Here is a 14,450-nt window from a genome sequence, read left to right on the forward strand (position 1 = left end):
ATGACCGACGACATCGAGCCCACGTCTCGGGTCCGCCTCGCTGCGGCCGAGCGTGGGCTCGATGTCGTCGTGCGACCGCGTCCGGACGCTTCCAGCCTCGATGAGGCCGCAGCGCTCCTCGGACTCGAGCCCGACGACATCGTGAAGACTCTCGTGGTCAAGCGCAGCGACGACACCTACCTGTTCGCGCTCGTCCCGGGCGACCGGGTGATCTCTTGGCCGAAGCTCCGGGCGCTCGTGGGAGTCAACAAGCTGCGCCTGCCCGAGCCTGAGCTCGCCCTCGCGGCCACCGGTTACGAACGCGGCACGATCGTGCCCATCGGCAGCACTCACGACTGGCCGGTCTTCGCCGATTCGTCCATCGCGGGCCGACGCATCGCGATGGGTGCCGGCGCGCACGGGTACAGCCTGTTCGTCGACGCCGATGCTCTCATCGCCGCCTACGGCGCGACTGTCGCCGACATCACCGAGCAGCGTTCGCGCTGACTGTGTCGGATCGCCCCGCCGCAGATCGCAGTCGCCCCGACAGTGCGAGCGCGAGTGCAGCGAGCGCGGCGGTCACGGCGAAGACGGTCGCGATCGCTGCGTGAAGGCTCTCGGCCGCGCCGGCCGCTGACGCGACGATCGCTCCGCCCACGCCCGCGATGACAGCGGTGGCGAGCGTCTGAGCCAGTTGCAGCGCACTGCTGACCTGGCCCTGCTGTCCGTCGGGGGCCTGTTCCATCGTGTCCGTGGTCGACGCATTGAAGGCGATGCCCATGCCCAGTCCCCCGATGGCCCAGCCACCGATCGCGCACCACCCGGGAACCGCGTCCACCAGAGCGGTGACGGCGATAGCGACTGTGCCGAGGAGGAGAACAGCCGCTCCCCCGGCAACCGCGCGCGAACGGCGCCCGTGATGGCGACGGTCCCACCGGGCCTGGAGCAGCGAACCGGCCACCCAGGTCAGGGCGCCCGCTGAGAGCGCCAGGCCCGCCGCTGCCGGAGTCTGCCCGCGCAGTTCCTGGAACGCGAGCGGGAGGAACGCCTCGCTGCCGAAGTAGGCGCCACTGAGGAGCAGGCGAACGATCACGCCGGCTCCGAGACCGGCGCGGGCGGACAGCGTTCCCTCCGGCGTCACCCGGCGGAACGCGACGAGCGCGACGCCGAGCCCCAGGATCGCACCGACCGCCATCAGCACGAGGTCTGCGAGCAACAGAGCCTGGAGCAGCAGCGCCGTTCCGAGGGTGAGCAGGAGCGAGCTGGCGAGGGGCCCACGCCACCACCGCGCTCCACGGGCGGTCGTCTTCTGCGCGTGAGCCGGGCCGGCGTCCGCCACCCGGCGCAGTCGCGGGAGCGTGAGCGCCATGGCCGCGATGATCAACGGGACCATCGCGACGAACACCCACCGCCAGCCCACGAGGTCGGCGGCTATCCCCGCCAGGAGCGGCCCGACGAGTGAGGGAATGGTCCACGCCGACGACAGCAACGCGAACATCTGCGCTCGGAGCGACTCCGGATATGCGCGCCCGATCGCGGTGTAGCTCGCAGCCATCACCGCCCCGACGCCGATTCCCTGGACCACCCGCCCGAGCAGGAAGAGCGACCACGAGCCCGAGACACCGGCGATCATGCACCCCACGAGGAAGACCAGCATGCCGAGCGCCAGCGGACGCGCCGCTCCCCGCCGATCGGCCATGTAGCCCGCGGTCACGGTTCCCACGATGTTCGCGAGCATCAGCGCCGACAGCCCCCACCCGTAGGCGCCGAGCCCGTCGAGGTCGCGGGCGATCACGGGCAGCACGGTCGCGACACCGAGCGACTCGAAAGCGACCATTCCCACGGAGAGCAGGATGCCCGCGGTGAGCCCGCGGTGGCGGGCATCGAAGACCCCGCTCCGCGCAGTGGACGACGGCGACGACGCGCTCCCCCGATGTTCCGGCATCTCTGAAACCCTCCACTGATTTACGTTTGATGTTAGAACACAATATAAACGACTATCGTGTGACCGTGGCACCCTCCGCTTCCGATGCTCGCGACGCCCGCCCCAGCCGCGGCCGGCCTCGAGATCCGCGCATCGACGAGGCGATCCGGCGTGCGACGCTCGAGGTTCTCGCCGAGCGCGGTTACAGCGGCCTGACGCTCGAAGACGTCGCCGCGCGGGCGGGAACGAACACCCCGGCGCTTCGCCGCCGGTGGCGATCGCGACAGCACCTCATCGTCAGCGCGCTCTTGGACCGGTTGGGCGCGGCACCGACACCCGACACGGGATGCACCCGGTGCGACCTCATCGAGGGAATCGGCTCTCTCAGCCCGTCCTTCGACGCGGAGATGGGTCGCTCGGTCCTTCCGGCGCTCGTAGCGGACCTCGCGCACGACCCGGAGCTCGAGACGCAGTTCTTCGACCGACTGTTCCATCCCCGCCGCGCCTCCAGCGAAGCGGCGCTGCGACGAGGCATCGAGCGCGGCGACATCCGCCCCGATGTCGACATCCCGCTGATCCTCGACATGCTCGCCGCGCCCGTCTACTACCGGATGCTGTTCGGGCACCTGCCGGTGACGCCGACGCTGGCCGAAGAGGTGGTGGCCGTGGTCATGGACGGGATCGCCATCAGCACGGGCGCGGAGAACCACGCGCACTCCTGACTTTCCGCGATTGTTGCGCGGGTTGTTACATTCCGTCCAAGTTTCCGAGCGGGCCCTTCGCAAAACGCTCTCAGGATGCTTTGATGCCAGTGGGTACCCACCATTCATTCCCCCCGATGGAAGGACATCCCGTGAAATCAACGACCCGTTCGGCTCTGGGGATCGCCGCCCTGAGCCTGGCATTCACGAGCATCATGACGGCTCCGGCGTCGGCTCAGACACCCGGGCCCGACGATGGTTCTGGCGGCGTCGATCCTGGCCTGCTCTCCGCGATGGCAGAAGAACTCGGCACGGACACCGCTGGCGCCCTCGACGTCCTCGCGTTTCAGGACACCGCGAACGCAACGACCGCCACACTCGCCGATGAGACGGGGGCCGCGTATGCGGGCTCGTGGCTCGACGAGTCGACCCGCACCGTCTATACGGCGGTGACGACCGCTGACGCGCGGCAGGCAGCCGAGAATGCGGGCGCCGTCCCCGTCGAGGTCACATACTCGATCGACGATCTCGAAGCGATCTCCGCCCGCCTGTCAGAAGGCGGACCCGTCGGCGACGTGACGTCGTGGTGGATCGACGTGACCACCAATCAGGTGGTCGTCGAGACTCTCGGGGATGCGGCGGCATCCGAGGTCGCGGCGCAGATCGGAGCCCCCGCGGACGCGGTGCGCGTGGAGACCACGGCCGAGGCGCCCGAGACGTTCGCGACCATCCAGGGCGGGATCGCCTACACGATCAACGGCACCTCGCGCTGCTCGGTCGGCTTCGCCGTCGAGGGCGGGTTCGTGACCGCCGGCCATTGCGGCCGGGCGGGGGCGTCGACGAACTACGGGACTTTCCGCGGCTCGAGCTTCCCGGGCGATGACTACGCCTGGGTCGCGACGCCGTCGCACACCCCCGTCGCGACCGTCTCCGACTACGCGGGCGGCGCCGTCGCCGTCGCCGGATCGACGCCCGCAGCCGTCGGCGCGACCGTATGCCGCTCCGGATCCACGACCGGCTGGCACTGCGGTCAGGTGCAGGCCTACAACAGCAGCGTCCGCTACGCGGAGGGCACCGTCTCGGGCCTCATCCGCACGTCGGTCTGCGCCGAGCGCGGAGACTCCGGCGGTTCGCTGCTCGCCGGGAACCAGGCGCAGGGCGTCACCTCCGGTGGATCGGGCAACTGCAGCACCGGCGGCACGACGTACTTCCAGCCGGTGAACGAGATCCTGCAGGCGTACGGTCTGAGGCTGCTCACGCGCTGACGTACGCGCCGGCGAAACAGTGACGCCGGGTATCCGTTGGAACGGATACCCGGCGTCTTATCTGTGGAGCCTAGGAGATTCGAACTCCTGACATCCTGCTTGCAAAGCAGGCGCTCTACCAGCTGAGCTAAGGCCCCGAGGGGGTTCGGGGTGGGGCTACCAGGACTTGAACCTGGGACCTCTTCATTATCAGTGAAGCGCTCTAACCGCCTGAGCTATAGCCCCGTACCGACGCGCTTCACGCGCCGGCAACCTCCAAGACTTTACCCGATGATCCGGGAATCTACTAATTGGAGGTGAAGCCGACGAGCAGGCCGCCGGTGACCTTGACCATCACGTTGTAGATGCCCGCGACGACAGCGCCGAGCACGGTGATGACGATGAGGTTGAGGATGGCCACGACCGCCGCGAACGCCATGACCTGCGGCAGGTTCAGGAACTGCTTGATCGAGAAGTCGCCGTTCGAGAACGCCACGAAGAGCTCGTCCACCCGGTCGATGAGACCGGTGGTGCTGAGCACCATGAAGACGAGGAAGGTCGCGACGACCGTGACGATCGCCAGGGCCACGGCCGCCAGGAACGACAGCTTCACGGCAGACCAGAAATCGACGTAGACGAGGCGCAGGCGGACCTGCTTGGCGCTGGTCTTGCTCGTGGATTTCTTGGCGAGTTTGTCGGCGACCGTGCTCATGCGTCAGAACCACTCTCTTCGGTATCCGCGGACGGGGGTGCATCCGGGGCGGTGGCATCCTCGGATGCCGCGTCTTCGGTCAGTCCACGCTCGCCGTTCCGGGCGATGGCGAGGATGCGGTCGTCGTCACCGAACCGGGCGAAGACGACGCCCATGGTGTCGCGACCCTTGGCCGGGACCTCGGCCACGGAGGAGCGTACCACCTTGCCGCTGGCAAGAACCACGAGGACCTCGTCGGTCTCCGACACGATGAGACCGCCCGCCAGCACGCCTCGATCGTCGTTCAGCTTGGCCACCTTGATACCCAGGCCGCCTCGGCTCTGGGTGCGGTACTGGTCGACCGAGGTGCGCTTGGCATAGCCACCGTCGGTGACGACGAACACGTAGCCCTCGTCGCGCACGACCGATGCCGACAGCAGGCTGTCGTCCTCGCGGAACGAGATGCCCTTCACACCCTCGGTCGATCGGCCCATTGGACGCAGCGCGTCGTCAGTGGCCGCGAAGCGCAGCGACATCCCCTTGCGTGTGATGAGCAGGATGTCGTCGCCTTCGTCGACGAGCAGAGCGCTGACGAGCTCGTCGCCGCCGGTCTCGTCGTCCTGACCGCGCAGGCGGATCGCGATGACACCGCCCTGGCGGTTGGTGTCGTACTCGGTCAGCGCGGTCTTCTTGACCTTGCCGTCACGGGTCGCGAGCACCAGGTACTGCGCAGCGGCGTAGTCGCGGATGTCGAGGATCTGCGCGATCTCCTCACCGGGCTGGAGGGCGAGGAGGTTCGCGACATGCTGGCCCTTCGCATCGCGACCGGCCTCGGGAAGCTCGTACGCCTTGGTGCGATAGACGCGGCCCTTCGTCGTGAAGAACAGCAGCCAGTGGTGCGTCGTCGTGACGAAGAAGTGCTCGACGACGTCATCCGCGCGCAGCTGGGCACCCTTGACGCCCTTGCCGCCGCGGTGCTGCGAACGGTAGTTGTCGCTCCGCGTGCGCTTGATGTAGCCGTCACGTGTCACCGTGACCACCATCTCCTCTTCGGGGATGAGGTCTTCCATCGACATGTCGCCGTCGAACCCGTGGAGGATGTGCGTGCGCCGCTCGTCGCCGTACTTGTCGACGATCGCGGTCAGCTCCTCGCCGATGATCGAGCGCTGGCGTGCGGGGGTGGCGAGGATGTCGTTGAGGTCGGCGATCTTCAGCTCGAGCTCGGTCGCCTCGTCGATGATCTTCTGACGCTCGAGCGCGGCGAGGCGGCGCAGCTGCATCGACAGGATCGCGTCGGCCTGCAGGTCGTCGATGTCGAGAAGGGTCTTCAGTCCCTCTCGCGCCTCCTCGACCGTGGGGGAGCGGCGGATGAGCGCGATGACCTCGTCGAGTGCGTCGAGCGCCTTGAGGTATCCGCGCAGGATGTGCATGCGCTTCTCGGCCTCGTTGAGGCGGTAGCGCGTGCGACGGACGATGACCTCGATCTGGTGGGTGATCCAGTGCGAGATGAAGCCGTCGAGCGGGAGGGTGCGGGGCACGCCGTCGACGATCGCCAGCATGTTGGCGCCGAAGTTCTCCTGCAGCTGCGTGTGCTTGTACAGGTTGTTCAGCACGACCTTCGCGACGGCGTCGCGCTTGAGCACGACCACGAGACGCTGGCCCGTGCGGTCGCTGGTCTCGTCGCGGATGTCGGCGATGCCGGTGATCTTCCCGTCACGCGCGAGGTCGCGGATCTTCAGCGCGACGTTGTCGGGGTTCACCTGGTACGGCAGCTCGGTGATCACGAGGCACGTGCGACCCTGGATCTCTTCGACCTCGATGACGGCGCGCATCGTGATCGAGCCTCGACCGGTCCGGTACGCCTCGCGGATCCCCTTCGTGCCGAGGATCTGTGCCCCGGTGGGGAAGTCGGGACCGTGGATCCGCGACATCAGCGCTTCGAGGAGCTCCTCACGCGACGCGTCCGGGTTCTCGAGCGACCACAGCGCGCCCTCGGCGACCTCGCGCAGGTTGTGGGGCGGGATGTTCGTGGCCATGCCGACGGCGATACCGACCGAACCGTTGACGAGCAGGTTCGGGAAGCGCGAGGGCAGGACGACAGGCTCCTGCGTCTTGCCGTCGTAGTTGTCCTCGAAGTCGACGGTGTCCTCGTCGATGTCGCGGACCATCTCCATGGCGAGAGCCGCCATCTTGGTCTCGGTGTACCGGGGGGCCGCGGCGCCCTGGTTGCCCGGCGACCCGAAGTTGCCCTGCCCGTCTGCAAGCGGGTAGCGCAGCGACCACGGCTGCACGAGGCGGACGAGCGCGTCGTAGATCGCGCTGTCGCCGTGCGGGTGGTACTGACCCATGACCTCGCCGACGACGCGGGCGCACTTCGAGTAGCTCTTGTCGGGGCGGTATCCGCCGTCGTACATGCCGTAGATGACACGTCGGTGCACGGGCTTGAGGCCGTCCTCGACGCGGGGGAGCGCTCGTCCCACGATGACGCTCATCGCGTAGTCGAGGTAGCTCCGCTGCATCTCGACCTGGAGGTCGACCTGGTCGATGTTGCCGTGGTTGTGGGCAGGAGTGAGGTCGGGACGTTCTTCGTCAGACATACGTTCTCAGTTTCTCGATGTCGCTCGGCTCGATCAGATGTCGAGGAAGCGGACGTCCTTGGCGTTGCGCTGGATGAAGGTGCGGCGGGACTCGACGTCCTCGCCCATGAGCACCGAGAAGATCTCGTCGGCGGCAGCCGCGTCGTCGATCGTCACCTGGCGCAGGGTGCGCGTGCTGTGGTCCATCGTGGTCTCCCACAGCTCCTTCGGGTTCATCTCGCCGAGACCCTTGTAGCGCTGGATGCCCGACTCCTTCGGGATGCGCTTGCCGTTGGCGAGCCCGTCGGCCAGGAGCGCGTCGCGCTCCTTGTCGCTGAACACGTACTCGTGATCGGCGTTGGTCCACTTGAGCCGGTACAGCGGCGGCATCGCGAGGTAGACGTAGCCCGCTTCGATGAGCCCGCGCATGTAACGGAACAGGAGCGTCAGGAGCAGCGTCGTGATGTGCTGCCCGTCGACGTCGGCATCGGCCATCAGCACGATCTTGTGATAGCGCGCCTTCTCGACGGCGAAGTCCTCGCCGATGCCGGTGCCGAACGCCGAGATGATCGCCTGGATCTCGTTGTTGCCGAGGGCGCGGTCGAGCCGCGCCTTCTCGACGTTGAGCACCTTGCCGCGGAGCGACAGGATCGCCTGGGTCTCGGGATCGCGGCCGCGCACGGCCGAACCGCCGGCCGAGTCGCCCTCGACGAGGAAGATCTCGGAGATCGACGGGTCCTTGCTCGTGCAGTCCTTGAGCTTGTCGGGCATCGACGCCGACTCGAAGACGCTCTTGCGGCGGGCGGTCTCACGCGCCTTGCGAGCCGCGAGGCGCGCGGTCGCGGCATCCACGGCCTTCATGATGACGCGCTTGGCCTGAGCGGGGTTCCGGTCGAGCCAGTCGGTGAGCTGGTCGCCGACGATCTTCTGGACGAATGCCTTCGCCTCGGTGTTGCCGAGCTTCGTCTTGGTCTGGCCCTCGAACTGCGGCTCGGAGAGCTTGACGGAGATGACGGCGGTCAGACCCTCGCGGATGTCGTCACCCGTGAGGTTGTCGTCCTTCTCCTTGAGCAGGCCCTTCTCGCGGGCGTAGGCGTTGACGCGCGTGGTCAGCGCGGCCCGGAAACCCTCTTCGTGCGTGCCGCCCTCGTGGGTGTTGATCGTGTTCGCAAAGGTGAACACGTTCTCGGTGTAGCTCGTGGTCCACTGCATCGCGAGCTCGAGCGAGATGTGACGCACCGTGTCCTCGGACTCGATCTCGATGATCTCGTCGTTGACGACCTCGCTCTTGCGCAGCTTGTTGAGGTACTCGACGTAGTCGACGAGGCCCCGCTCGTAGTGGAAGTCGTCGTGACGCTGCTGCGACTCGGATCCGCCTTCCTCGAGGTCGACGACGACGGCCGCCTCGGGGCGCTCGTCGGTCAGCGTGATGCGCAGCCCCTTGTTCAGGAACGCCGTCTGCTGGAAGCGCGTGCGAAGCGTGTCGTAGTCGAAGGCGATCGTCTCGAAGATGTCACCGTCGGGCCAGAAGGTGACCGTCGTTCCGGTCTCTTCGCTGTCCTCGCCCTTGGCGAGGGGAGCCTGCGGCTTGCCGCCGTCGGCGAAGGTCTGACGCCACACCGAGCCCTGACGCTTGATCTCGACCTCGAAGCGCGTCGAAAGCGCGTTGACGACCGACGATCCGACGCCGTGGAGCCCACCGGAGACGGCGTACCCGCCGCCGCCGAACTTTCCACCGGCGTGCAGCACGGTCAGCACGACCTCGACGGTCGACTTCGTCGGGTCGGAGGCGTGCGGATCGACCGGGATGCCGCGGCCGTTGTCGACGACGCGAAGACCACCGTCTTCGAGGATCGTCACGTGGATCGTGTCGCAGTAGCCGGCCAGCGCCTCATCGACGGCGTTGTCGACGATCTCGTAGACGAGGTGGTGCAGGCCACGCTCACCGGTGGATCCGATGTACATTCCCGGACGCTTCCGGACCGCCTCGAGGCCCTCGAGCACCTGGATCGCGTCAGCGCCGTACTCGTTCGGGACCTTGGCCGAGGTCGCCTCGGCCGCGTCGGGGGTTTCGGGGTCTTCGGGAACGCTGTCGGGATTCTGAGACGTCATAGGTTTCGAGCGCTCCACATCGGTTCGGTCAGTCCCGTCCAGTCTACCCTTTCAGGCGCTCTCACGCGGCGCTCAGCGCCCGTATGGCGAACGAAAGTCGGATTCGACGACTGGGGACGTGGCTCAACCGTAGGTATCGCGAGGGCCACGGCCTGGAACGGCTCTGGGGCCCCATTTCCAGGAGGGGACGTCCGGGCCTACGAAACGCACCGACTGCACGCCCGACTGTGGGAACGCTTTCACGAGCTGCGTCGTGATGACGGTCCGCATGAGGTGAAGGTTCTTCGCCCACGCCGTCGAGTCGCACTGCACGGTCAGAACGCCGTCGGAGAGCGCAACCGGCGAGGCGTGCCGCGCGGTCTCCTCGCCGGCGACCTCCGCCCACCGCAGCACGAGGTCTTCGCGCGAGAGCTGCGCGTCCCATCCGGCCTGACGAGTGAGGTCGGCGATCACGTCACCGAGCCCCTTCGGATCGCGCCCGGAGGTGAAGGGCTGGTTCTCGTCGTCGTCGGTCCGCTGCCGCCTGCGTTTCTTCCACCGCCCCGACGGTTCGAGCCCGCGGAGGCGGAGATAGGTGGAGATGGTCTCGGGAGCCTCGTCAGACGGCAGCATCGGAATCCTCATGCAGCGTGCCCGCCTCGACCCGGACGGTGCGGGCCCGCAGACCGAGGGGAACGTCTTCGGCGACCGCCGCCGTGACGATGACCTGCTCGTAGTCGGCCACGATGCCCGCCAGCCGCGAGCGACGATCGGCGTCGAGCTCGGCGAAGACGTCGTCGAGGATGACGATCGGATCACCCAGCGTGGACTCGGCGCGCAGCAGCTCGGCCGATGCGAGCCGCAGCGACAGCGCGACGGACCACGATTCGCCGTGTGACGCGTAGCCCTTCACCGGCAGATCGCGGATGCGCAGGATCAGATCGTCGCGATGCGGGCCGACGAGCGTGATGCCGCGCTCGAGCTCGGTGCTGCGACGATCGGCGAGGGCGGCACGGAAGAGCTGCTCGATCGCCGCGGCGTCGGCGACACCGGATTCGGCGGGGGAGTCGTCCTCTTCCGGGTCGGCGCCGCCCACCGACAGTGCCCACTGCAGCTGGGGGCGGTGATCGGCACCGGCGATGGCGGCGTAGGCGCGAGCGACGGGGCCGGTGAGTTCGGCCGCCAGCCGCAGGCGGGCGCGGATGACGTCGGTGCCGAGGGTGACGAGCTTGTCGTCCCACACCTCGAGCGTCGAGAGGCCGTCGCCCCGGATGCCGCGCGCGCGGGCCGACTTCAGCAGTGCGTTGCGCTGTTTCAGGACCCGGTCGTAGTCGGCGAGCACACCCGCCAGACGCGGTGCGCGCTGGATGAGGAGCTGATCGGCGAAGCGACGACGAGCCGAGGGATCGCCTCGGACGATCTGCAGGTCTTCGGGCGCGAAGAGCACGACCTGCGCGTATCGGGGGAGCTCAGCGGTGCGCACTGGTGATCCGTTGACGCGGGCCTTGTTCGACCCGGCGCGATTGAGCTGCGCTTCGAGCTGCACCCGACGCTGTCCGTGGGCGAGCCGGGCCCGGACGAAGGCGGCATCCGCGCCGTCGCGCACCATCGGCGCGTCCTGCGAGACCCGGTGCGAACCGAGCGTCGCGAAATACCCGATCGCCTCGGCGAGGTTGGTCTTGCCCTGACCGTTACGGCCGACGAACACGTTCGCCCCGGGAGCGAGAGAGAGCTCGGCGGCCGCGTAGTTGCGGAAGTCCACCAGGCTCAACTGCTCCACGATCATCAGATCACCCTAGTTCGCGTCTCCGACAGCCCACCGCGGTGGGCCCTGCCCCGGACGATCAGCGCAGGAGCAGGTTGGGCTGCAGGAGGTACTTGAACGACTCGACGCCGCCCGACGTCTGGGGCGTGATGAGGATCGGGCTGAGCTTGTTCGCGTTCTCGCTCGACGTGAACGTGACACGCGTGAACTCGCTCTTGACCGCCGCGAGCGCCTCGAGCAGGTACTGCGGGTTGAGGCCGATCACGACCTCCTCGCCGGTCAGCGTCGCGTCGACCGATTCGGTCGCGCGCGCCTGCTCGGTACCGGATGCATCCATCGATACCCCGTCGGCACCGAACGTGAAACGCAGCGGAGCGGAGCGATCGAGCACCAGGGCCACGCGGCGCACGGCCTCGATGAGCTCACCCGTGTTGACGACCGCGTGGTGATCGGTCGCCTCAGGGAACAGGCGCCGAACCGGCGGGAAGTTGCCCTTGATCAGCAGCGACGTGACCGTCTTGTTGCCGGCCGTGAAGGCGATGATCTCGCGGTCTCCCGATCCCGAGAACGAGACGGTGATGTCACCCGAGTGGGCGAACGTCTTGCCCACCTCGGTCAGGGTGCGCGCCGGGACGAGAGCCGTGGTCGTGTTCTCGTCGGCGACGATCCCGCTGTCGAACGGGATGTCGCGGAGCGCGACGCGGTAGCGGTCGGTGGCGACGAGGCTGAGCTGCGTTCCGGTCACCTCGAGCTGGACACCGGTCAGAACGGGAGTCACGTCGTCGCGCGATGCCGCGAAGGCGACCTGCGAGATCGCCGTGGCGAAGTCCTCGGCGGGCACGACACCGGATTCGCCCGAGACCTCGGGGATCGCGGGATATTCCTGCACCGGCATCGACGCGAGCGTGAAGCGCGCCGAGCCGCATGTGAGCAGGATCCCGTCGTCGTCGACGGCGATCTGGATCGGCGCGTTCGGCAGACGGCTGGCGATCTCCGACAGCAGACGGCCGTGCACGAGGATCGTGCCGGGTTCGTCGACCGTGGCCTCGATGGTCGTGCGTGCGGACGCCTCGTAGTCGAAAGCCGACAGCGAGAGACCGGTGTCGGTGGCTTCGATGAGCACACCCGCGAGGATCGGCTGCGGGTTGCGCTGGGGGAGGAGCTTCACGACGAACGACACAGCCTCGCTGAAGACGTCGCGATTGACCTGGAACTTCACTGGCGCTCCCTTGTCGTGGACGAAAGCTCTCCCATGCTAGTGCCCATCCCGAGCGGTTCCTGAAGCACCGTTGCGACCGGCCTCACCGCCGTCGAGGTGATCGAATCGCAAAATCTCTAGATGTAACTGTCTTCTTCATCTCCGCTGTGGAAACTGTGGACAACTCGCTCGATCCCAGTCGAGAGAGGGGAACCACACGTTTGTAACTTGTGAGCCGGCTGCGGATGAGCGTGGGATGACGTCGAGCGCCGACGGATGCGGCTCGAGCGGCGATCCACAGGAGATGTGTGATTCGTTCACAACTCTTCGACGACGAATCGAAGTTATCCACAGGTTTTCCACACTGTGCAGAACCGCATGATGGGCCGTCGTGCGACCCCTGTCAAGCTGAGCTCAGCGACGGCCGAGCTGCGAGGTGATCTCGGAGACCTGGTTGTATATCGAGCGGCGCTCCTTCATGAGCTCGCTGATCTTCTTGTAGGCGTACATCACGGTCGTGTGGTCGCGGTTGCCGAAGAGCTGACCGATCTTCGGCAGCGACAGGCTCGTGCGCTCGCGGCAGAGGTACATCGCGATCTGCCGGGCGGTCGCCACGGCCTGCGATCGGCTCGAGCCGTAGAGGTCGTCGACGGAAAGGCGGAAGTACTGCGCGGTCGCGTTGATGATGTCGGTGGGGGAGATGACGTTCGCGTCATCCTGATCCACGATGTCGCGCAGCACGGTCTGCGCGAGGGAGATGTCGAGGTTCGAGCGGTTGAGGCTCGCGAACGCCGACACCCGGATGAGGGCGCCCTCGAGCTCGCGGATGTTCGACGAGACCTTCGTGGCGATGTATTCCAGGACGTCGTCGGGGACGAGGAGACGCTCGGACTGCGCCTTCTTCCGCAGGATCGCGATACGGGTCTCGAGGTCGGGCGCCTGGACATCGGTGATCAGGCCCCACTCGAAGCGGCTGCGCATGCGGTCTTCGAAGCCGGTCAGGTGGCGAGGGGGCACGTCGCTCGTGATCACGACCTGCTTGTCGTGGTCGTGGAGCGTGTTGAAGGTGTGGAAGAACGCTTCCTGGGTCTCGGCGCGACCCTGCAGGAACTGGATGTCGTCAATGAGCAGGATGTCGACCTCGCGGTAGCGCGCCTGGAAGGCCGATCCGCGGTTGTTGGCGATCGAGTTGATGAAGTCGTTGGTGAACTCTTCGCTCGAGACGTACCGCACGCGGATGCCGGTGTACAGGTTGAGCGCGTAGTCGCCGATCGCGTGGAGCAGGTGCGTCTTGCCGAGCCCCGAGTCGCCGTAGATGAACAGCGGGTTGTACGCCTTGGCCGGAGCCTCGGCGACGGCGACGGCGGCCGCGTGGGCGAAGCGGTTGGACTGGCCGATGACGAAGTTGTCGAACGTGTACTTCGGGTTGAGCCGGGTGTCGTGGCGGGAGGTCGAGACGGGGGCCTCGACGTACTCTTCGCCGGCCGGCCGCAGCGGCGCGGGCGCGGCCGCGGACTGGACCGGGATCGGGGCCGTCAGGTGGGCGTCGGCGAGCTCGGGATTCACGACGACGCGGTAGCTCGAGGCGCCCGGCTCGACGTGCACGTGCGCGAGGGCCTCCATGATGGGCTGACGCAGTCGCTTGTTGAGCTGAGCGGCGGTGAGGTCGTTCGGAACGTCGAGGTAGAGCGTTCCTCCCATGACACCCTGTGCGACGGCGAGACTCAGGAACCCCTGCATCTGGGGGGTCACCCGGTCATCGTCGGCGAGCAGGTCGAGGACCGCGTTCCACACCGGGACGTCCGGGAGATCGTGCTGAGCCAAGAGTTCCCCCGCGGATGATCGATGCTTGTCCACACAGCTACGCGCCAAACTGGGGATAGCTGTGGATAACTGCCCGTGACACGCTAGTCATGCGGTGTCGGGAGCGCCAAATCCACTGTAGTTCCGGCCCGCGTGTCGCCGCCAGGGCCTGTGCACAGCGGTGGATAATTGCGGGTTCCCATCGCTCCGGTTTGAGTTACAGGAGAACGCGACGTACCCTTAGTCGGTTGACTTATGCCCGCGAGGGCAGTCCTGTACCCCCGTGTCCCCGGTCTGAAGCGTTCCGGTGACCGCCGATCCGGAGTGATCCCTATGAGCAAGCGCACGTTCCAGCCCAACAACCGCCGCCGCGCCAAGAAGCACGGCTTCCGCGCCCGCATGCGCACCCGCGCCGGTCGCGCCATCCTGTCGGCTCGCCGCGGCAAGGGCCGCACCGAGCTGTCGGCCTGACACAGCC

Annotated in this window: 12 protein-coding genes and 2 tRNA genes; 4 read left to right on the forward strand and 10 right to left on the reverse strand. The window is 67.3% G+C overall.

Annotated features, from left to right (window positions below):
- Positions 1–486: an aminoacyl-tRNA deacylase gene (locus MTS1_RS09540; RefSeq protein ID WP_023953421.1), complete on the forward strand. Its 486-nt coding sequence runs from the start codon at positions 1–3 to the stop codon at positions 484–486.
- Here the strand turns inward: MTS1_RS09540 and MTS1_RS09545 are convergent.
- Positions 464–1,924, reverse strand: coding sequence for an MFS transporter (locus tag MTS1_RS09545; RefSeq protein WP_052007660.1), 1,461 nt, complete (start codon positions 1,922–1,924; stop codon positions 464–466). The genes MTS1_RS09540 and MTS1_RS09545 overlap by 23 nt on opposite strands.
- 65 nt (positions 1,925–1,989) lie before the next feature.
- Here MTS1_RS09545 and MTS1_RS09550 point away from each other — a divergent pair, with 65 nt between their 5' ends.
- Together MTS1_RS09550 and MTS1_RS09555 are read left to right on the forward strand one after the other, a co-directional pair.
- A complete protein-coding gene (locus tag MTS1_RS09550; protein ID WP_036305429.1) occupies positions 1,990–2,625 on the forward strand; it encodes a TetR/AcrR family transcriptional regulator in 636 nt (211 codons plus the stop codon).
- Between the two features lie 131 nt (positions 2,626–2,756).
- Entirely contained in the window at positions 2,757–3,869 is a 1,113-nt protein-coding gene (locus tag MTS1_RS09555; RefSeq protein ID WP_233494916.1) for a S1 family peptidase, read from the forward strand.
- A 64-nt stretch (positions 3,870–3,933) separates the two neighbouring features.
- Here the strand turns inward: MTS1_RS09555 and MTS1_RS09560 are convergent.
- From MTS1_RS09560 to dnaA, 9 genes are all read right to left on the reverse strand, one after another.
- Positions 3,934–4,006: transfer RNA gene (locus MTS1_RS09560), tRNA-Ala, on the reverse strand.
- A gap of 14 nt (positions 4,007–4,020) precedes the next feature.
- Positions 4,021–4,094: transfer RNA gene (locus MTS1_RS09565), tRNA-Ile, on the reverse strand.
- Between the two features lie 61 nt (positions 4,095–4,155).
- Positions 4,156–4,560 carry a DUF3566 domain-containing protein gene (locus MTS1_RS09570; protein ID WP_023953427.1) on the reverse strand — a complete coding sequence of 135 codons (405 nt, stop codon included), beginning with the start codon at positions 4,558–4,560 and terminating at the stop codon, positions 4,156–4,158.
- Entirely contained in the window at positions 4,557–7,136 is a 2,580-nt protein-coding gene (gene gyrA / locus MTS1_RS09575; protein ID WP_023953428.1) for a DNA gyrase subunit A, read from the reverse strand. Before gyrA ends, MTS1_RS09570 begins: the two co-directional genes overlap by 4 nt.
- Before the next feature lie 33 nt (positions 7,137–7,169).
- Positions 7,170–9,227, reverse strand: a complete 2,058-nt coding sequence (gene gyrB / locus MTS1_RS09580) for a DNA topoisomerase (ATP-hydrolyzing) subunit B (protein WP_023953429.1) — start codon at positions 9,225–9,227, stop codon at positions 7,170–7,172.
- A 123-nt stretch (positions 9,228–9,350) separates the two neighbouring features.
- Positions 9,351–9,839, reverse strand: a complete 489-nt coding sequence (locus MTS1_RS09585) for a DUF721 domain-containing protein (RefSeq protein ID WP_023953430.1) — start codon at positions 9,837–9,839, stop codon at positions 9,351–9,353.
- Positions 9,826–10,992: a DNA replication/repair protein RecF gene (recF, locus tag MTS1_RS09590; protein ID WP_023953431.1), complete on the reverse strand. Its 1,167-nt coding sequence runs from the start codon at positions 10,990–10,992 to the stop codon at positions 9,826–9,828. The genes MTS1_RS09585 and recF overlap by 14 nt, the downstream gene beginning before the upstream one ends.
- Positions 10,993–11,050: 58 nt before the next feature.
- Positions 11,051–12,190 (reverse strand): DNA polymerase III subunit beta, encoded by a 1,140-nt coding sequence (dnaN, locus tag MTS1_RS09595; RefSeq protein ID WP_023953432.1) that lies wholly within the window; start codon positions 12,188–12,190, stop codon positions 11,051–11,053.
- Between the two features lie 393 nt (positions 12,191–12,583).
- The gene (dnaA, locus tag MTS1_RS09600; RefSeq protein ID WP_233494942.1) at positions 12,584–13,909 is read right to left on the reverse strand and encodes a chromosomal replication initiator protein DnaA; all 1,326 of its coding nucleotides are present in this window, start codon (positions 13,907–13,909) and stop codon (positions 12,584–12,586) included.
- Between the two features lie 396 nt (positions 13,910–14,305).
- On the opposite strand from dnaA, the gene rpmH reads away from it, so the two are divergent.
- Complete coding sequence (gene rpmH / locus MTS1_RS09605) at positions 14,306–14,443, forward strand: 50S ribosomal protein L34 (RefSeq protein WP_036304730.1); 138 nt, start codon at positions 14,306–14,308, stop codon at positions 14,441–14,443.
- The last annotated feature ends 7 nt before the right edge of the window (positions 14,444–14,450 follow it).

The organism is Microbacterium sp. TS-1, assembly GCF_000509385.1.
Taxonomy (GTDB): domain Bacteria; phylum Actinomycetota; class Actinomycetes; order Actinomycetales; family Microbacteriaceae; genus Microbacterium; species Microbacterium arborescens.